Source organism: Pseudoalteromonas sp. P1-13-1a (assembly GCF_001401875.1).
Lineage (GTDB): Bacteria > Pseudomonadota > Gammaproteobacteria > Enterobacterales > Alteromonadaceae > Pseudoalteromonas.
Genome location: NZ_LKDV01000009.1, coordinates 24,625 through 43,849, shown reverse-complemented (window position 1 = coordinate 43,849; position 19,225 = coordinate 24,625). Strand labels below are relative to the sequence as shown.

Genomic DNA, 19,225 nt, shown 5'->3' with positions numbered 1-19,225 from the left:
CAAGTATGCTCACAGGGAAATTAAAAGGGAAGTGGTTTATAGCTGGCTTTACATTGTTTTTGGTCAGTTTATTAGTCTATGTTTATTACACCTATAGCTCTGCACGTAGTGAAATAATGCGCGCAGTAGATGAGCGTCTTCTAAATGCAGCCACTAGCGTAAAACATATTTTAGGGCAAAGTTACCACGATAGAATTAGCCAAGGCTACGATATTGGTTTTTCGGTTTACCAAACTAAAAGCAAACAACTCTCAGAGCTTGCACAAGCGCTTGATATAGCTTATGTGTATTCGATGGTTATGCGCGATAACAAAGTTTATTTTACCTCATCCAGTTACACCAAAGACGATCAAGAAAACGCACGTGTTACGCAATTTCTCGACTTATACCCAGAGGCCACCGACATCAACAAGGGCGCGTTTTATTCTACCGAGCCTGTTTTTGAGCAATCAAGCGACCAATGGGGTGATTTTAAAACTGTTTTTATTCCCTTCGTAGATAAATATGGTACTACCTTCATTACAGGTGCCGACATAACCTTAGATGATTTAAATAAAAAACTTCAATACAGCGTCACTAAAGCCATAATAACGGCGTGCTTTTTCTTTTTTATTGCGGTACTGGTTGCGGCCATTTATATATATTTGTTAAAGCGTACCCTAGCAACCGATGCCAGTACTGGCTTTGCTAATCACATTGCGCTTGAGTACTTTATTAAAAAGAGCCATTCACACCACATGCAACTTGCCATTATTTGGGTGAACGAAATTGAAGATATTAATAGCTTTTATGGCACTCAAATTGGCGACAACGTAATGAAAAGCTTGCTCAGTCATTATCAAAGTCGCAGTCCACAAAACTGTAAAGTGTACCGGCTTGCCACCAATAAAATTGCAATTCTTGCACCTAAAAACTTCAAAAATAGCGAACTGAACGATTTAGTCGAATCGTATAACGCGAATAGCCCTGTATTAACAAATCCGTTTATTTATATAACTTACTGTGCTGGTATTGCCAGCGGTAATAAATCGTTATTGATTGAAAATGCACATATTGCAACACTTCAGGCTAAGCATGGCCGTGGTAAGATCATTAGCTACTCAAAAGTAATGAGTGATGTGAAAAATCAGTATCAGTATAATGTAAGCCTTGCTAAAGAAGTGCAAGAAGCGTTTGATAACAACCGCATAGTGCCTTATTTTCAAGCTATGTTTAACACCACCAATAATGAAATAGTCCATTACCAATGTTTGGCCAGAATGGTAACTAAAAGTGGTGAAATTTTAAAACCCGACTCATTTTTAAACGTAGTGAGCCGCTCAAGAATGGGTGGACTATTAACCCGCACGCTATTTAGCCAATGTATAGAACGCTTTAGAAAAACAGATATACGCTGGTGCTTAAATATAAGTGACAAGGATATTCTCGATCCAAGTTTGAGTGAATACATTTCCAACGAGCTTAAACGTTACCCTCACCCAGAAAACATAACGCTTGGCCTTTTTGAGTCACACGCTATTACTCACTTTTTAGAGGTTAAAACGTTTATTTCTATGGTAAAAACTAAAGGGGTAAATGTCATTATTACTGGTTTTGGCAGCGGTTATTCAAATATTTCGAATGTGCTAAAGCTTGAAGTAAACGGTATAAAACTCGACGGCGCATTAGTAAAACAGGCCGTAAGCGATGAAAATATAGCATTATTTATTGAGCATACAGTTAATGCTGCAAAGCAACTTGGTTTAACGCTCATGGCAGAGTCGGTAGAAAATATAAGTATTGAAAATGCACTTAAAAATGTCGATGTGGCGCTAATGCAAGGTAATTATTTTGCTTACCCAACGCCACATGTTAACTCCCCTAGCCAAGAGGAAGTAGTCGTTTAAAGGTCAATCACTAAACGGTGGCTTTGTTGGCCGCTAGCCCAGTATTTACGTTCAAACGGAGTAATTGCTTCGTTTGACTCATACTGGGTTACCTCACAAGGCTTACCCGCAAGCTCAAGCGCTCTGGCAAATTCTTTTACATAAATATCCCAGTTACTTCGCACCTCTAAGCGACCACCTAGCTTAACAATAAACGGAAAAATAGCCGCACCATGCCACCTACGCTGAATATGCTTAGACTTAGGCCAAGGGTTAGGATAAAGCAAATAATGATGAGTAGGCTGCCAATTAGCAGCCACAGCTAAACGCCAAAAGTCGTTTAAGTCAGCTTGTACTAAAATATACTGGCCGCTGTCTGTTTGTTTATACTCAACATCGTGCTTATCTAAGCGGTGTGATGATTTATCTATACCAATAATTAACGCATCTGGATGGCGCTTAGCTAAATTGGCGCTACTTTCTCCTACCCCACAGCAGGAGTCTAAAATAAGCGGGCCATTAAACGCTTTCACTTGCTCATTTACTTCATCAAACGCTTTTTGAGTATGCTCAGCAATAGGCTTTTTAAACTCTGCGTTTAAATGCTTGTTAACGATTTCATCAAGCTTTTCGTGTATACCCGCTTGATTAGATACAATACGACGTGAATTTGCATCGCTCATTAATGTCTAAGCCCCACACCTTTTTTAATTAATGTTAGTGCTAAAGTAAATAGCACCGTAATAAATACTAATATAACACCAAGCGCGACGCTTAAATCAACATCCGACACACCTAAAAAGCCATAACGAAACGCATTAACCATATAAATAATTGGGTTTATTTGCGATACATTTTGCCAAAACTCTGGCAGTAGCGTAATTGAATAAAATACGCCGCCTAAGTATGTTAGTGGCGTTAAAATAAAGGTTGGGATAATACTAATATCGTCAAAACTATTGGCGTAAATAGCGTTAATTAAACCACCTAGTGCAAACACCGCTGAGGTTAAAATTACCGTTGCCATAATTACAAATATATTATGTATTTGAATATCCACAAACAACAGCGATACACAGGTAACAATAAAGCCCACCATCATGCCGCGGGTCATACCACCGCCCATATAGCCCAGTACAATGATGTAATTAGGCACAGGCGCAACTAGTAACTCTTCAATACTTTTTTGAAACTTGGTTGAATAAAAACTAGAAGCAACATTAGAATATGAGTTGGTAATAACCGACATCATTATTAGCCCCGGAACAATAAATTCCATGTAGCTAAAGCCGCCCATTTCACCGATGCGCGAACCTATTAAATTACCAAAAATAACAAAGTACAAACTCATCGTAATCGCCGGCGGTACTAAGGTTTGCACCCAAATACGTAAAAAACGAATACACTCTTTAATCCATAAACTCTTTAAGGCTACGCCATATTTAAACATTTATTCGCCCCGCCCTTGCTCTAATAATCCTACAAATAACTCTTCTAATCTGTTTGCTTTATTACGCATACTCAAAACAGTGTTACCTTGCTCGGTTAGCGCGCTAAAAACTGCGTTTAACCCTTGAGATTTAGCCACTTCAACTTCTATGGTGTGCTCGTCAGGCATGCTAAACGAGTACCCTTCAAGGGTGACTGGCTGCGCTGGCTGTTTTAAATCAAGTACAAAGGTTTCTTTATCAAGCTTTGCAAGTAATGCTTTTATTGTGGTGTTTTCTACAATGCGACCAGTATCAATAATGGCAATATTTTTACACAGTAGTTCGGCTTCTTCGAGGTAATGCGTGGTTAAAATAATCGTTACGCCTTGTTCATTTATTTGGCGTAAAAAGTCCCACATTGAACGGCGCAGCTCTATATCAACCCCCGCAGTGGGCTCATCTAATATTAGTAGCTTTGGCTCATGCATTAATGCGCGGGCAATCATTAAACGACGTTTCATGCCCCCTGAAAGTGTGCGTGCTTGCTTGTCTTTTTTCTCAAGTAAACCAAGTTGAGCTAAGTACTTATCGGCACGCTTATGCGCTTCACTGCGGGTAACGCCATAGTAGCCAGCTTGGTTTACTAGTATTTGGCCAAGCGTTTCAAACTGACTAAAGTTAAACTCTTGTGGTACAAGTCCTAAATGCGCTTTAGCAGCTTCAAGGTCGGTATCGATGTTGTGACCAAACACCTCCACCTTTCCTTGGGTTTTATTGACTAGTGAAGAAATAACACCAATAGTGGTGGATTTACCTGCGCCATTTGGGCCAAGCAAGGCAAAAAAGTCGCCTTCAAAAACTTGTAAATCAACCCCTTTTACGGCCTCTACGCCATTATTATAAACCTTGGTTAGGCCTTCTATATTTAAAGCAACATTTTGCTTATCCATTATTTACCCTCACCATAACCCCAACGTTTAGTTAGGTTATGTTCAATGTTTAAATGATCTAAAATTCGCGCCACCATAAAATCAACTAAGTCTTGAATGCTCTGTGGCTGGTGATAAAAGCCAGGTGCTGCTGGCATAATAGTGACCCCTAAACGCGCAAGCTTTAACATATTTTCAAGATGAATTTCGCTAAAGGGGGTTTCACGTGGTACTAAAATTAGTTGGCCTCGCTCTTTAATAACCACATCAGCTGCACGCTCGAGTAGGTTATCAGATGCCCCTAGTGCAATAGCTGATACAGAGCCCGCACTACATGGGCATACCACCATTTTTTTAGGGGCCGCAGAGCCTGAAGCAACGGGGCTAAACCAATTATCTTTACCAAATACTTTTAACTGCTCTGGCTTGGCATTAAATAAAGCGCTTAACTGCTCGGTTGCTTTATCTTCATTAGCTGAGAGTTTAATGTTTGACTCAGTATCGAGCACCACGCGCGCAGCACTTGATATAAGTACATACACTTGAAATTGCTGAGCGAGTAATACTTCAAGCAATCTTAAACCGTAAGGCGCGCCTGAAGCACCACTAAACGCCAGTGTAATTTTATCTTTGTACTGCACATTATTCTCCGCTGTATTTTTTAGCTAAACCATCAACTAAGTGTTGATGTAAGCCATTAAAGCCGCCATTGCTCATAATTAATATGTGCTGATTTGGCATGATATTTTCAAGCACAGTGTCAATAATCATTTGCGTACTATTAAAACACTGCATACCGGCATTATCGGCTTGCGCTTTTAGAGACCAATTTAGGTTATCTGGCTCAAATAGCAGCACGTCATCGGCATCACTTAACGAAGCAAGTAGCGTATGTTGGTGTACACCCATCTTCATGGTGTTTGAGCGAGGCTCTAAAATAGCAATAATTTTTTCATCGCCCACTTTTGCACGTAACCCCGCAAGGGTGGTTTTTATTGCTGTTGGGTGGTGTGCAAAATCGTCGTACACTTTAATGTTATTTATATCGGCTTTAAGCTCCATACGCCGTTTAGGGCTAATAAACTCTTCAAGCGCTGCAATGCTATGATCTACGGCTATACCAACATGGCGCGCTGCCGCGATAGCCATAATGGCATTTTTAACATTATGCTCGCCTATTGCCTGCCAATTAACTGTGCCTTGAAGTTCATTGTTTAAAAGCACATTAAATTGACTACCATCAGCGCTTAATAAGTCATAATGCCAATCACCATTTAGGGTTTCGCTTTCGCTCCAGAGCCCTTGCTTAATAACATCATTAAGCGCTAAATCGTCTTTAGGCCAAATCACTTTGCCACTGTGAGGTAATGTACGCATTAAGTGATGAAATTGTTTTTTTATTGCGTTTAAATCTTCAAAAATATCGGCGTGATCAAACTCAAGGTTATTTAAAATGAGCGTTCGTGGTAGGTAATGTACAAATTTACTGCGCTTATCAAAAAACGCAGTATCGTATTCATCCGCTTCTATTACAAAAAAGGGCGTTTCACCCACTTTAGCTGACACACCAAAGTTTTGTACTATGCCACCAATTAAAAACCCTGGCTTTAAGCCTGCATACTCTAATATCCACGCCAGCATACTTGCGGTAGTGGTTTTGCCATGCGTGCCAGCCACCGCAAGCACCCAAGCATTTTGCAACAGGTTATGTTTAAGCCACTCTGGCCCCGATGTATACGGTAAGCCCTTATCTAACACATACTCTACACAGGGGTTACCTCGGCTCATGGCATTACCAATAACAACTATATCAGGCGCAGGCTCTAACTGTGCAACATCGTAACCTTGGGTTAGCTCTATACCTAACTGCTCAAGTTGAGTGCTCATCGGCGGGTAAACATTTTGATCAGAGCCAGTTACTTTATGGCCAAGTGATTTAGCAATCGCCGCAATACCGCCCATAAAGGTGCCGCAAATGCCTAATATATGAATATGCATAACTTTTTAAATCCTTTGGTACTTCGCACGTCTGTGAAGTTTTATGGCGCTATAATGCCAAATTTTAGGCTTAATGACTACGCGCGTCTCGTCAATTCATTGATGCTAAATCTGCGTTATCAAAATAAAAAAGCCCTCCAACCTAAGTAAGAGGGCTTGTTCGTATTAATTTAAATTACAGCGTTAAAAATACAATTAAACCAACACCCAGTAACAATCTATAAATTACAAACGGCAGCATACCCATTCGTTCTATCACTTTTAAAAACATGAAAATACAGGCGTACGCCGATAAAAACGAAAGGACTACACCTAAAATTAATGTACTCCAATCAACTACATGCTCGCCTAAAGCCAGCTCTATTGTGTAATAAAGGCCCATCATAGAAATAATAGGTATAGCAAGTAAAAACGAAAAACGGGCTGCGCTTTGTTTGTTCATGCCCAGCAATAAACCCGCTGTCATGGTAATGCCTGAGCGAGAAGTTCCTGGGATCATCGCCACCGCTTGAGCAAAGCCAATAAGCAGCGCTGTTTTCCAGTTAAGCTGGTAAATTGTTTTCATTTGCTTACCTTTGGCATCGGCGTACCAAAGTAATAAACCAAAAATAATAGTCGTGGCCGCTATAACCCAGGCACTGCGCAGGTACAGCTCAACAATGTCTTTTAGCAATAAGCCTAGTATCGCAGCTGGTACAGTCCCCAGTATAATCCACCAGCCAAGTTTACTGTCATCGGTGGTACCTTGAGTACCAAACGATTTAAACCAGGCGCTAAGAATATCAGCCACTTCTTTACGAAAATAAATAACAACCGCTATCAACGTACCAACATGTACAGCTACATCAAAAGCAAGGCCTTGGTCTTCCCACCCCAAAATTTGCGAGGGTAAAATTAAGTGAGCGGAGCTCGAAATAGGTAAAAACTCAGTAAATCCTTGTATCAGGGCTAAAATAATTATTTCTAAAATACTCATGGGTTAGAAAACTCCACCTTCCATAGTTTTTGTTGAGGGTTATTATACTCACTCCATATCGCAGCAATGGTTTGCTTTGCAACGGGGTGATAAAAATTGGGGGCTACTTCACAAAGAGGCTGAAGCACAAAAGCGTTTTTAGTAATTTCATCGCGAGGTAATTGTGCTGGCGAGTCGCAAATAACGTCATCGTAAAAAAGTAGATCTAAATCGAGCGTACGGGGACTAAATTTTTTATCGTCCGCTTTACGCCCGTTATCACGCTCAATTTGTTTTAATAATTTACATACACGTTCAAGCGGCATTGATGTGGTAGCAGCCACCACCGAGTTATAAAAGTTATTACCTTTAAACCCTACCGCTTCGCTTTCAAACACAGATGAGTGCACAATATCTGTGAAATGTTGCTTGAGCGCATCAAGCGCACAACGAATATAATGCGCTTTGTTTATATTTGAGCCTAGGCTGATATAAATTTGCGCCATTTAGCTCATTGCCTTAGTGCGTGTTATTTCTACACCTACCGTGTTTGCTTGCGCCACAGCGGCTGGTTTGCTCACTCTAATTGTTACTTGGGGTGTATTAAATTCGGTTAATATAATAGTCGCTAATTGCTCTACCAAGGTTTCAAGTAGCTCAACCGGCTTAGCCGTAGCGTGTTCAATCACCCGTTCACTTACTTTTGCGTAATCCAGTGCTAAATTTATGTCATCATTTGCTGCTGCAGGCTTTATATCGCTGAGCATTTCAATATCAAAATAAAGGCTTTGTTTACTTTCTTTTTCAAAGTCGTATACGCCAATAATGGTGTCGACGTGTAGTTGAGATATAAAAACCTTATCCATTGATACTCCAAATAACTATAAACACCCTCAAAACATACAATGCATTGATTAAATTAATACTGTATATGCTTTAAGCAGTGTTTAAATATGTAAAAATTACTTCTACAATAGCCATATAGCTAGATTAACTGCAAAATACAGCAGTTAATAATTTTCACGATAAATTGTGCCGCCAATAATAGCGTAAAAGTGCTATCGATGGGTATAGCAATTAAAAAATAAGGGACTTTGTGTTAGCCATTTTACTGTTTGTTTTAGCCTACTTATTAGGGTCGATTTCATCGGCCATATTAGTGTCTCGGCTATTCAAACTGCCAGACCCTCGCAACAGCGGTTCAAATAACCCTGGCGCCACTAATGTGTACCGTTTAGGTGGGCCTTTTCCTGCGTGCTTAGTATTAATATTTGATATTTTAAAAGGCACCATCCCCGTATGGGGCGCTTATTTTTTAGATTTAACCCCCTTATCACTTGGTTTGGTCGCCGTCGCCGCATGTTTAGGGCATATGTACCCACTATTTTTTAGTTTTAAAGGCGGTAAAGCGGTAGCCACTGCATTTGGCTCATTATTGCCGATTGGTTTATCGCTGGCGGGGCTATTAATAAGTACCTGGATTATTGTAGTTGCTGTGACCCGCTTTTCTTCATTAGGCGCCTTGGTCACGGTGTCGCTTGCGCCACTGTATACGTGGTTGATTAAACCGCTTTACACCCTACCGGTAACCTTTATTACCGTGCTAATTATATTTCGTCATCGCACTAATATTATTCGCCTTTTTAAAGGGGAAGAACCAAAAGTGGGCGCTAAAAAAGCGCCCACTGATAAAAAAAATAATAATTAATGCTAAATCGCTTCTAAGCTGTCTATTGGCCAACGCGGTTTGGTTTTCATGTCGAGGGTGGCAAATTGGCCGGCTTTTAAGCGCTGCATACCGGCGTAGGCAATCATTGCGCCATTATCTGTACAAAACTCAGTACGCGGGTAGTAAACTTGTCCTTTCATGCCCTGCATAACACGCTCAAGCTGTAAACGCAGCTGTGTATTAGCACTCACTCCACCAGCAATCACTAAACGTTTTATCCCAGTGTGTTTAAGGGCACGCTTACATTTAATAACTAGTGTATCAATCACTGCGGTTTGAAACGCATGGGCGATATCTGCTTTGGTTTGTGCATCATCATCACTTTCGCGAATCGCGATAGAAGCCGCAGTTTTTAGACCACTAAAGCTAAAATCAAGACCAGGCTTGTCGGTCATCGGGCGTGGAAAAACAAACCGTTTTGCAACACCTTGCTCAGCCATTTTAGCTAATCGAGGGCCGCCAGGGTAATCAAGCCCTAACAGCTTAGCCGTTTTATCAAATGCTTCACCAGCAGCATCGTCAACAGACTCACCTAATACTTCGTACTGACCTATACCGGCGACTTTTACCATCATGGTATGACCGCCCGATACGAGCAACGCAATAAAGGGAAATTCTGGCACATTTTCTTCAAGCATAGGCGCAAGTAAATGCCCTTCCATGTGATGTACGGCTACAGCTGGAATATCCCAGCCATAGGCTAAAGAGCGGCCAATAGAGGTGCCTACCAATAACGCCCCTACTAAACCAGGGCCTGCAGTGTATGCAATGCCATCTAAATCTTCAGGGCCGCACCCCGCTTGAGCAAACGCAGCATCAATAAGTGGCAGTGTTTTACGAACGTGATCGCGCGATGCAAGCTCAGGTACGACACCACCATAATCTGCATGTACTTTTACTTGACTGTATAACTGGTGAGCCAATAAGCCTTTTTCATCATCGTAAATTGCAATACCGGTTTCATCACACGATGACTCAATGCCTAAAATTCGCACTGTACTTCTCCTGCCTTTTTAAACTTTACTTAATGTATTATAACGCCAAGCCAATGTTGGTTTGCCCATCTGCAATAGCTTGTTTTTTTAGTGCCTTCACGTTTTCAGAAGTTACGCGGCCCATATTTTCTACAAAGTCGATTAGCTCACTCAATACTTCAATTTCATATTGCATTAATGGGTGTTCTCGTACGGCTTTATTATCGGCTACTTCACCTTCAACTGTCATTTGGTATTCAATAAAACGCGCCACTGTAGCTTGGGATATTTTACTAACGCTAATAAATTCTTGCTCGTCTTGCCCCATCAAACCATGCATTAGGCTTAAAAGCGAGGTAGCAGCATCTATTGCGGGGTAAGTGCCAAACATATCAAAGTCGGCAAGCTCGGGGACATTTGGCTCAATTTTTTCTACTTGTTTTTCGAGATCTATTTTACTTTTGGGTAGTAATATTTTTTCCCAGCAAACATTTAACGCACTGCGTAATAAGGCTGCATCACCAAAACCGGTGGCTTCACTAAATAAACCATAATTAGGTAACATACGCTCAATTAAAGCACTTGCTAACACCGCTTTTTGTAAGTAGTTTAGCTCTCTAATACGTTGAAAGTTATTCGCTTTTGTCATTTCTTAACGTCTCACATGACCAACAAAAATCAAATGTTGATCCATTATGCTCATTACAGTTAGGGCATACCCAATCTGGAGCGGATTGTTTTACTTGTTGGTAGTTTACCAATATTTCGCGCGCGTGGCGCTCTTTTATCGAATAAACCTGCACACTAACTTGGGTTTGTTCAAAGGGAATTTCGCCCAAGGCGCCTTGAAGCATTTCACCTTGAATTTGGCACTCAATTCCCGCGCTTAATAACAGCCCTTTGATTATATTTGCCTCTAATGTGTTATCTGCTTTGTAGATCGTTACCCACTGAAAGGCTTGGTGCGTATTATGAGTATTAATATTTTGCAATTATCACCTCAATTATTTTATGTTTACAATATCCTACGATACTCTACTAAAGTGTATAGCAGGTAACTTTTTAGGACATAACAATGACACTTACTACCCCAGGTTTACTTTTCCCAGCAATCTCACTGCTGCTTCTTGCATACACAAACCGCTTTTTAGTATTAGCGCAATTAATCCGAGAACTAAATTCAAGAGAAGGCGAGTCTATTCGCCCCGTAGTCGTAGCGCAAATAACGAACTTAAGAAAACGCATCAAGCTAATACGCACCATGCAAGTATATGGTGTAGCCTCTTTTTTATTATGTACGCTATCGATGTTTGCCTTATTTATTGAATTTAATACCACGGGCATTATTTTATTTGGAGTAAGCTTAGCGTGCTTAAGCCTGTCGTTATTAACGTCGTTATTTGAAATTCATATTTCGTGCGACGCTATAGAGATAGAGCTACAAAGTATTGAAGATAAGCCCCTCAGTAGCCGCATAACTAAAAACTTTACGAATAAAAATAATAAGTCTTAGCGGTTTATTTTTCTAAAACCATAAACAATAAAAAAGTATTGGCAGACTTGATACTTTAAGTTGCTATGCATCATATCATTACAAATCACTAAGTAAGATTTTCGTATAGCCTTTTTTCTGGCATACTTTTTTATTAATTGATGCTAAATTATGTCTAAAGTATTACTTTTGTACGCTACAAAGAGCCTAAGTTGTTGTATTTAATATTACTTGCTCATTTAACTTAGTTTAAAATAGAGTAATAAATCACTATAACTAAGCCTAATTGGTAATACTTTTAAATGCGTCTGCTCTTTAAATAATACTAAAAGAGGGATATGCTGAGGCAAATATGTCATAAATTTGCAAACACAGTTATATATTAGGCTTCGCTTATAAGCGCTTGAATCTAATATTATTGATGTTCGCGGCACACGCGACTTACTTATAAAAAGGGACTATAAAGTGAGATTTGAACAGTTAGAACAATTTGTAGCGCTTGGTGTGCTACGCCACTTCAGACAAGCAGCCGAACAAACTCAAATAAGCACATCAGCGCTCACACGTAGCATTCAAACCTTAGAAGACGAAATGGGGTACGAACTGGTGAAACGCTCAACCCGTTCAGTCAAATTAACACCCGAAGGTGAGCTGTTTCTTGATTACGCCAAAAACACCCTTGCCGAACTTGAGCATACAAAAAAAAGAATTTCTCAATCTGTTAATGGCAATTCAGATGAAAAATTAGTGATTGGCTATACCAATAAAGCCAGTAGTGTAGTGCCCGTATCATGCGGACAGTTTTTAGCGCAATACCCACATGTAAAAATAGAAATGCAATTGCAAGAACAACATGAACTTGCAAGAAAGCTCCAAGAGGGTGAAATTGATATTAGTGTTTATTCGCAGGCTATTAATAGCATCGGCAGCGACATACACCTACCGGACCAACTGGTGTTGTTTGTTTCTAAACACCACCCGCTAGCGAATAAAAGCGATATCAGCAAACACGACCTAGACAGTTACCCTATGTATGGCTGTTTTTCTCAGTCTAAACAAGTTCAAAGCATGCTTAACGAAGCTATCGATATGCTCAACAAATCAGCGAGTATTAAAGTAGGTAGCATTGAGCAAGTAATGTCAGGGCTGGTTAAGTCAGATCACTTTGCTATTGCAAGTATTGAACACGCCAATACGCTTGCTGAGCACACAGAGCTTGTACAGTTAAAAACAAATAAAGACTTAAGCCACGAACAACTTGTTGTACAAACAAGTCAACAAGCAGCGGTTGGCGAACACATTGACCATTTATTATCGCTTATCAAAAAAGCATCTACCGCGATTAATTAATCCAAGGAAAATAGCATTCAGCGCTGCCCTTAAGCTTTTAAGGGCAGCCCGTTTAGTCAATATTTCACTGTTCTACTCTTCTTTTTGCTAAGGCCTGCAGCACAGCAGCCTAACCTCAAAAGCACTTTTCGTTTATATGCTTACGTGGGAGGTTTTTTATTTGCTTTAGTAGCGCAGCACAAACCATTAGCTATTAAATTTTTTTAGGCTACACTGTCGCACCTTTTTTAATCAACTGACATGAATGAACACACTTTTTAGTCCTGATGTTTATTTAGATGCAATAAAAACCCACGGCTATGTTGTTATCCCTAACGCACTTATTAATGAGCTAGTAGAGAGTTTAATGACCAATTGCCACCGTATAAACCCGCATTTTAGCCTTGCAGGTATTGGCCGCTTAAACGATTTAAAAATAGATAAAACTATCCGTAAAGATAAAACCTATTGGTTTGATGGCAGCTCTCAAGCCCAACTAACTTATCAAACTCTAATGGAAAGTATAAAAACAACATTTAATCGTCAGTTTTTTTATGGGGTTATTTGACTACGAATGCCATTATGCAAAATATACAAATGGGGATTTTTATAAAAAGCACTTAGATGCGTTTAAAGGGCGTTCTAACCGCGTATTTACAACAGTACTTTATTTAAATACGCCCGAGCAAGGTGGCGAGCTTGTTATATACAAACCAAAAAGTAACCACATAGAAATAATAATTAAACCCACCGCAGGGACACTCGTTATGTTTGAAAGCGAGCGATTTGCACACGAGGTATTACCTGCCATTAATGAGCGTTACTCTATTACTGGCTGGTTTAGAAAGAACGCGTCAATAAGTGGGGTAATTGACCCGCCACGATAAAAAAACATAGCCACAACAACTAGTGGCTATGCTGAGGTTAAATTAATAACGTTGAGATGAAATTAACGCGCAAATACAAATGACAAGAACAAGCCAATAAAAATGGCTAATCCAACATAGTGATTATTTAAAAACGCTTTAAAACATGCATCACGCGCACGTTTATGAATAAGCACTTGCTGATAAATAAGTAACCCAGCGGCAGTACATAAACCAGCAACAAACGCCAAGCCTAGCTGATTAATTAAGCCAATAAGTGCCAACAGCGCTATAAAATTTGCGTTTAATAAAAATATAATGTGACGGTCGTATTTACCAAACAAAATAGCAGTAGATTTAACCCCTATTTTTAAATCATCATCCCTGTCGACCATGGCATACATAGTATCGTACGCTACCGTCCAACAAATATTTGCGGTAAATAACAGCCATGCCTGCAGCGGCAATGTGTCAATTGATGCCATATATGCCATAGGTATTGCCCAACCAAATGCAGCGCCTAAGACCACCTGTGGAAGGTGCGTATAACGTTTCATAAATGGGTAGCAAAAAGCCAGTGCCAACGCCCCAAACGACAATAAAATAGTGTTGATGCTAAGTAGCAATACTAGTACAAAGGCGATGGCTATGAGTAATACAAATAAACTCAATGCTTCACCGGCACTTACTTGTCCGGTGGCTAAAGGACGCCCTGCTGTACGCTTAACTGAGCCGTCTATTTTTCTATCAGCAAAATCATTTATAACGCAGCCAGCACTGCGCATAACAATTACGCCTAAGGTAAATACAATAAAGTTAACTAGACTAGGCATACCATTGTTTGCAAGCCATAGCGCCCAATAAGTAGGCCACAGTAATAATAATGTACCTATAGGCTTATCAACGCGCATAAGTTGAATATAAAAAGGGCTATGCTGTAATTGCAAAGGGGCTAATTTCATGAGTACAAATAGGCTCCGGGTAAAAATACTTCGCACACTAAAAAGTGGTAATCATTAATAGAAAACACACTACGGCGGCCTAGTAACGGGCGCATGGTTAAATTCAACTCTTTAACAAGTGACTGCAGTGCATGCTCTGAGTCAAAGCGTCCTACTTCAATATTGCTGCGGGTAAGTTCAGGGTGTTGAAAAATAACATCGCCTAAAGGGCGTGCCCCCATATTATGCAGTGTTGTTTGTGTACTTGGCAGCCAGCTTTGGGCATACACCATAGGTGCATTGTCACACAATAAAAGCACCTCACGCTTAAGTGCTTTATTTGTGTTTGAACCAAGTAATTGCTGCTGTGCATCGCTTAAAGTAAAAGTTTGCTCATTAAGCACTTTTACACTAAAACTTTGTGCATTACTTTTCAATTTAGCGGTTAACGAATGTGGCTCAAATAGCCACTCTTGTTCTAACTCAGATAAGTTATTTACCAAAGATGCACATTGCCAATTGGCAGATATAGAAAGCGGAAATGTAATCACAATAGCTCAATAAAATAAAAACCGAGACGATGATAACATTGCCAAAGCATTTGAAAAAGTGATGTTTTACTGCCGATAAATAATTGTAGAAGCTGTTTATTAAGCGCTATTAAGTATAAACTATTTGTATTAAGAAAATGGAAACACACTAAAGATGAAAAAAATAGTATACGCAGGTTTTTTAGCACTATGCCTAAGCTGTTTTAGCTTCTGGGCAAAAGCACAATCCACAGTGGGTTATTTTGGTTTTGAGCCAGATATAATTACCAATTACATAGGTGCCTCAAGTAAGAAAATGGGCTATGTACGCGTGACTATAGACTTAATGCTTAGCAATAACGCAGACATTGCAATTGTAGAGCATCACACTCCACTTTTACGCGATGCATTAGTAGAAATACTCTCAAAAGAGCCTGAAGAAAAAATAAAGTCGCTTACTGGGCGTGAAGAAATTAGAGCAAAGTGTGCTGAAAAATTAAAAAGCCTGTTAAAAGAAGAAACAGGCCAAGAGATTATCCGTGAAGTATTATTTACTAAGTACTTATACCACTAAGCTCACGCTTTTTTAGCATTAAATAAATGAGCGGTTACGGCGTAAGCCATGCCGCTTAAAAGCCCACCTAAATGTGCCCAATTAGCCATACCAACAAATAAAACATCTGCAAAGCCAAGTATTAGCCAAATTAACATAAAGCCAACAATCGCTGTGCTCACTAGCGCAGGCTGCTTAGGGTTTAAATAGCCGTGAATCCAACAAAAGCCCAATAACCCATACACAACACCGCTTAACCCGCCGAAATTGGGGCCCACTATTATAAACTGGGCCCAGTTACTAATCAGTGCAGTAACCACAAATAATCCGACTAAACTGAGCTTACCGCATTGTTTTTCAATATTATCGCCAAGCGACATCCACCAAATTAGGTTAAATACAATGTGCATTGCACTAAAATGAACAAGTGCCGGCGTAAACCAGTTCAGTGGTTGGCTCGGGTTAAACTGCAAAGCAGTGTATATTTGCTCAAAACCACCCAATAAAAATGCAAAGTAAATAGCAACGCTTACAATACTGACGGTTTTATTCAGCCAGCTTAGTGCTTTAAAGCGCGCCACTAAATTAAGCGACTGCCCTTGGTACGTTAAGCCAGATTGTGTGCTGCCAACATCCCAAGAGGCTTGTTGATAGCGCTGATGATTTGGGTTTTGTACAAACTCAGCCCATAGCGGTTGCACCTGATGAAAATGTTCAGGCTTAACGCTTATAACCACATTGCTGCCATCAGGTGAGTGTAACTGCCCTTCTAAGCCTTGGCTTTTTAAGTAGTCTATAAACCCTTGCGCAGCGCGTGGGTTATTTAAGCTACCTAATTCAATCATCGCTCTACTTGCTCGCTGTAAGCCGCTTCCCAAGCAGTAAAGCCACCATCCATGCTGTAAACATCTTCAAAACCCTGCTCGACTAGGTAGCTCGCCGCTCCTTGTGAGCTCATACCGTGGTAGCAAACAATAATAATGGGCTGATCAAACTCTTTTTCCATCATAAATTGAGCTATATTGGCATTTGAAAGCGCTTCAGAGCCAGGGATATGCCCTGCTTGGTACGAGTTAGGATCGCGTATATCTGCAATTACTACGTCTTCTTTATCAAGTAGCTCATGTGTTTGTTCTATAGATATATGTTTAAAAGCCATTAAAATCTCTTTATAAATTAAATAAAAAAAGGCGGCCACAGCCGCCCTTCTTGTAATTTTGTAGAATTAATCCCAGTTTAAAATTACTTTTCCTGACTGACCTGAGATCATCATATCAAAGCCAGCTTGGAAGTCATCTACAGAATACTGATGCGTAATAATTGGATCTAAATTAAGACCAGACTGAATCAAACTTGCCATTTTGTACCAAGTTTCAAACATCTCGCGGCCATATATACCTTTTATTACTAAGCCCTTAAAAATTACTTGGTTCCAATCTACTGCCATGTCTGAAGGTGGAATGCCTAACATGGCAATTTTACCACCGTGGTTCATGTTATTTAGCATAGAATTGAATGCGCTTGGTACGCCTGACATTTCAAGGCCTATATCAAAACCTTCTGTCATGCCCAGGTCATTCATTACATCTTCTAACTTATCATTGGCAACGTTAACGGCACGAGTAGCGCCCATTTTACGCGCAAGCTCAAGACGGTATTCGTTAACATCGGTAATCACAACATGGCGAGCCCCCACGTGCTTCGCTACGGCTGCTGCCATAATACCAATTGGCCCTGCTCCCGTAATAAGTACATCTTCGCCCACTAAATCAAACGATAAAGCAGTGTGCACTGCATTGCCAAACGGGTCAAAAATAGACGCCAACTCATCAGAAATATTGTCGGGAATTTTAAACGCATTAAAGGCAGGAATCACTAAGTACTCTGCAAATGCACCTTCACGGTTAACGCCCACGCCGGTGGTATTTCGGCATAGATGTACACGACCAGCACGACAGTTGCGACAATGCCCACAGGTAATATGACCTTCGCCAGATACGCGATCACCCACAGCAAAGCCGCGTACTTCTTGGCCCATATCAACCACTTCACCTACGTATTCGTGGCCAACAACCATAGGCGTAGGAATAGTTTTACTCGCCCATTCGTCCCATTTGTAAATATGAACGTCGGTGCCGCAAATTGCCGTTTTACGAATTTTAATAAGTAAATCGTTATGGCCAACTTCAGGCTTTGGCGCATCTGTCATCCAGATACCCGGCTCTGCTTTTAATTTAGATAATGCTTTCATAGTTAACACTCAACTAAAAACCGAGGACTGACCTCGGCTTATAAAAATTTAAATTACACCCATTTCTTTACCAATACGGGTAAAGGCTGCAATAGCGGTATCTAGCTGTTCAATGCTATGTGCAGCAGAGATTTGTGTACGAATGCGCGCTTGACCTTTTGGCACAACGGGGAACGAAAACCCAGTTACATAAATGCCTTCTGCAAGTAGCTTGTCTGCCATTAGTGACGCTACTTTTGCATCGCCAAGCATGACAGGAATAATGGCATGATCTTTACCCGCACAAGTAAAGCCAGCAGCTTCCATTTGCTCACGAAAATATTTTGCATTAGACCAAAGTTTAGCGCGTAACTCGCCACCATTTTCAAGCATTTCGAGCACTTTAATAGACGCTGTCACAATTGAAGGCGCTAAGGAATTTGAAAATAAATAAGGACGAGAACGCTGACGCAGCCATTCAACAATCTCTTTTTTACCCGATGTATAACCGCCTGATGCACCGCCCAGCGCCTTACCTAGCGTACCGGTAATAATATCTACACGGTCAAGCACATTACAGTACTCAGGGGTGCCTTTACCATTTTCGCCAACAAAGCCTACTGCATGCGAGTCATCAACCATTACTAATGCATCGTACTTATCAGCCAAATCGCACACAGCCTCAAGGTTACAAATTACACCATCCATTGAAAACACGCCGTCGGTGGCTATTAATTTTGTTTTAGCGCCGGCTTCATCAGCTGCAATTAATTGTTTTTCAAGATCCACCATGTCGTTATTAGCATAACGAAAGCGTTTAGCTTTACATAAGCGAACACCATCAATAATTGATGCGTGATTGAGAGAGTCAGAAATAATAGCATCTTCAGCGCCTAAAATAGTTTCAAATAGGCCCGCGTTAGCATCAAAACAAGACGAATATAAAATGGTGTCTTCGGTTTCTAAAAACTCACTAATTTTTTGCTCTAGTGTTTTATGGATATCTTGCGTGCCACAGATAAAACGTACTGAGGCAACACCAAAGCCATGGTCGTCTAAACCATCTTGCGCAGCTTTAATTAATTCTGGGCTATTTGCTAAACCTAAGTAGTTGTTAGCACAAAAATTAATAACTTTATCGCCAGACGCAACCTCTATCTGAGCTTGTTGCTGCGAGGTAATAATACGCTCACTTTTATACAAACCTTGCGCTTTAACGTCTTCGATTTGCTCTTGTAGTTGGCTAAAAAAAGCAGATGCTCTCATCTGTAGTCTCCAATTAAATGAACGGGTAAACAACAACATTAAAGCCACTGTTTATGATGGGATGTATTGTAAAAGTTTAACGCGTAAAATGCACGGTTTGCAGTTCATCGCAAACACCCGAATTGGCAGGAACTCCTG

At 40.3% G+C, this 19,225-nt stretch carries 22 protein-coding genes and 1 pseudogene; 6 read left to right on the top strand and 17 right to left on the bottom strand.

All coding sequences use genetic code 11. The features are described 5' to 3' along the window. Positions 1–5 precede the first annotated feature (5 nt). Positions 6–1,886: a GGDEF domain-containing protein gene (locus AN391_RS07975; protein WP_055014914.1), complete on the top strand. Its 1,881-nt coding sequence runs from the start codon at positions 6–8 to the stop codon at positions 1,884–1,886. On the opposite strand, the gene AN391_RS07970 is transcribed toward AN391_RS07975, so the two are convergent. From AN391_RS07970 to folB, 8 genes are all read right to left on the bottom strand, one after another. After that, positions 1,883–2,548, bottom strand: a complete 666-nt coding sequence (locus tag AN391_RS07970) for a tRNA (guanosine(46)-N(7))-methyltransferase TrmB (RefSeq protein ID WP_055014913.1) — start codon at positions 2,546–2,548, stop codon at positions 1,883–1,885. The two genes, AN391_RS07975 and AN391_RS07970, sit on opposite strands and share 4 nt — an antisense overlap. Beyond that, positions 2,548–3,315, bottom strand: coding sequence for an ABC transporter permease (locus tag AN391_RS07965; protein ID WP_004588540.1), 768 nt, complete (start codon positions 3,313–3,315; stop codon positions 2,548–2,550). Before AN391_RS07965 ends, AN391_RS07970 begins: the two co-directional genes overlap by 1 nt. Continuing rightward, on the bottom strand, positions 3,316–4,245 hold the full coding sequence (locus tag AN391_RS07960) for an ABC transporter ATP-binding protein (RefSeq protein WP_055014912.1): 930 nt from the start codon (positions 4,243–4,245) through the stop codon (positions 3,316–3,318). Beyond that, positions 4,245–4,865 (bottom strand): flavin prenyltransferase UbiX, encoded by a 621-nt coding sequence (locus tag AN391_RS07955; protein ID WP_055014911.1) that lies wholly within the window; start codon positions 4,863–4,865, stop codon positions 4,245–4,247. The genes AN391_RS07960 and AN391_RS07955 overlap by 1 nt, the downstream gene beginning before the upstream one ends. Position 4,866: 1 nt before the next feature. After that, positions 4,867–6,222: a UDP-N-acetylmuramate:L-alanyl-gamma-D-glutamyl-meso-diaminopimelate ligase gene (gene mpl / locus AN391_RS07950; protein WP_055014910.1), complete on the bottom strand. Its 1,356-nt coding sequence runs from the start codon at positions 6,220–6,222 to the stop codon at positions 4,867–4,869. Between the two features lie 175 nt (positions 6,223–6,397). Further along, positions 6,398–7,198: an undecaprenyl-diphosphate phosphatase gene (locus AN391_RS07945; protein WP_055014909.1), complete on the bottom strand. Its 801-nt coding sequence runs from the start codon at positions 7,196–7,198 to the stop codon at positions 6,398–6,400. Further along, complete coding sequence (gene folK / locus AN391_RS07940; RefSeq protein WP_055014908.1) at positions 7,195–7,683, bottom strand: 2-amino-4-hydroxy-6-hydroxymethyldihydropteridine diphosphokinase; 489 nt, start codon at positions 7,681–7,683, stop codon at positions 7,195–7,197. The genes AN391_RS07945 and folK overlap by 4 nt, the downstream gene beginning before the upstream one ends. Continuing rightward, complete coding sequence (gene folB / locus AN391_RS07935; RefSeq protein ID WP_055014907.1) at positions 7,684–8,043, bottom strand: dihydroneopterin aldolase; 360 nt, start codon at positions 8,041–8,043, stop codon at positions 7,684–7,686. Between the two features lie 230 nt (positions 8,044–8,273). Between folB and plsY the strand changes: the two genes are divergently transcribed. Then, positions 8,274–8,885, top strand: a complete 612-nt coding sequence (gene plsY, locus AN391_RS07930; RefSeq protein WP_055014906.1) for a glycerol-3-phosphate 1-O-acyltransferase PlsY — start codon at positions 8,274–8,276, stop codon at positions 8,883–8,885. Positions 8,886–8,887: 2 nt separating this feature from the next. Here the strand turns inward: plsY and tsaD are convergent, their stop codons facing one another. From tsaD to AN391_RS07915, 3 genes are read right to left on the bottom strand one after another with little or no spacing between them, the layout of a single operon-like run. Further along, positions 8,888–9,901, bottom strand: a complete 1,014-nt coding sequence (gene tsaD / locus AN391_RS07925; RefSeq protein ID WP_055014905.1) for a tRNA (adenosine(37)-N6)-threonylcarbamoyltransferase complex transferase subunit TsaD — start codon at positions 9,899–9,901, stop codon at positions 8,888–8,890. A 37-nt stretch (positions 9,902–9,938) separates the two neighbouring features. Then, positions 9,939–10,529 (bottom strand): YjaG family protein, encoded by a 591-nt coding sequence (locus tag AN391_RS07920; protein WP_055014904.1) that lies wholly within the window; start codon positions 10,527–10,529, stop codon positions 9,939–9,941. Continuing rightward, the gene (locus tag AN391_RS07915) at positions 10,513–10,872 is read right to left on the bottom strand and encodes a DUF2007 domain-containing protein (protein WP_055014903.1); all 360 of its coding nucleotides are present in this window, start codon (positions 10,870–10,872) and stop codon (positions 10,513–10,515) included. The genes AN391_RS07920 and AN391_RS07915 overlap by 17 nt, the downstream gene beginning before the upstream one ends. Positions 10,873–10,955: 83 nt before the next feature. Here AN391_RS07915 and AN391_RS07910 point away from each other — a divergent pair, with 83 nt between their 5' ends. The 3 genes and pseudogenes from AN391_RS07910 to AN391_RS07900 all read left to right on the top strand — a co-directional run bounded on the left by AN391_RS07910 (position 10,956) and on the right by AN391_RS07900 (position 13,588). Continuing rightward, positions 10,956–11,393: a DUF2721 domain-containing protein gene (locus tag AN391_RS07910; protein WP_055014902.1), complete on the top strand. Its 438-nt coding sequence runs from the start codon at positions 10,956–10,958 to the stop codon at positions 11,391–11,393. Between the two features lie 444 nt (positions 11,394–11,837). Next, positions 11,838–12,722 (top strand): LysR family transcriptional regulator, encoded by an 885-nt coding sequence (locus tag AN391_RS07905; RefSeq protein WP_055014901.1) that lies wholly within the window; start codon positions 11,838–11,840, stop codon positions 12,720–12,722. Between the two features lie 244 nt (positions 12,723–12,966). After that, positions 12,967–13,588, top strand: a pseudogene (locus AN391_RS07900) (2OG-Fe(II) oxygenase). A gap of 62 nt (positions 13,589–13,650) precedes the next feature. Here AN391_RS07900 and ubiA read toward each other — a convergent pair. Together ubiA and AN391_RS07890 are read right to left on the bottom strand one after the other, a co-directional pair. Then, positions 13,651–14,529: a 4-hydroxybenzoate octaprenyltransferase gene (gene ubiA, locus AN391_RS07895; protein ID WP_055014900.1), complete on the bottom strand. Its 879-nt coding sequence runs from the start codon at positions 14,527–14,529 to the stop codon at positions 13,651–13,653. Beyond that, a complete protein-coding gene (locus AN391_RS07890; protein ID WP_055014899.1) occupies positions 14,526–15,059 on the bottom strand; it encodes a chorismate lyase in 534 nt (177 codons plus the stop codon). The genes ubiA and AN391_RS07890 overlap by 4 nt, the downstream gene beginning before the upstream one ends. A gap of 154 nt (positions 15,060–15,213) precedes the next feature. On the opposite strand from AN391_RS07890, the gene AN391_RS07885 reads away from it, so the two are divergent. After that, positions 15,214–15,612, top strand: a complete 399-nt coding sequence (locus AN391_RS07885; protein WP_055014898.1) for a flagellar basal body-associated protein FliL — start codon at positions 15,214–15,216, stop codon at positions 15,610–15,612. A 2-nt stretch (positions 15,613–15,614) separates the two neighbouring features. Here AN391_RS07885 and glpG read toward each other — a convergent pair whose 3' ends face one another. The 4 genes from glpG to AN391_RS07865 form a co-directional block, all read right to left on the bottom strand. Then, on the bottom strand, positions 15,615–16,436 hold the full coding sequence (gene glpG / locus AN391_RS07880) for a rhomboid family intramembrane serine protease GlpG (RefSeq protein WP_055014897.1): 822 nt from the start codon (positions 16,434–16,436) through the stop codon (positions 15,615–15,617). After that, positions 16,433–16,750 (bottom strand): thiosulfate sulfurtransferase GlpE, encoded by a 318-nt coding sequence (gene glpE, locus AN391_RS07875; protein ID WP_055014974.1) that lies wholly within the window; start codon positions 16,748–16,750, stop codon positions 16,433–16,435. The genes glpG and glpE overlap by 4 nt, the downstream gene beginning before the upstream one ends. A gap of 66 nt (positions 16,751–16,816) precedes the next feature. After that, entirely contained in the window at positions 16,817–17,842 is a 1,026-nt protein-coding gene (tdh, locus tag AN391_RS07870) for an L-threonine 3-dehydrogenase (protein ID WP_055014896.1), read from the bottom strand. Between the two features lie 48 nt (positions 17,843–17,890). Next, a complete protein-coding gene (locus AN391_RS07865; protein WP_055014895.1) occupies positions 17,891–19,087 on the bottom strand; it encodes a glycine C-acetyltransferase in 1,197 nt (398 codons plus the stop codon). Between the last annotated feature and the right edge of the window lie 138 nt (positions 19,088–19,225).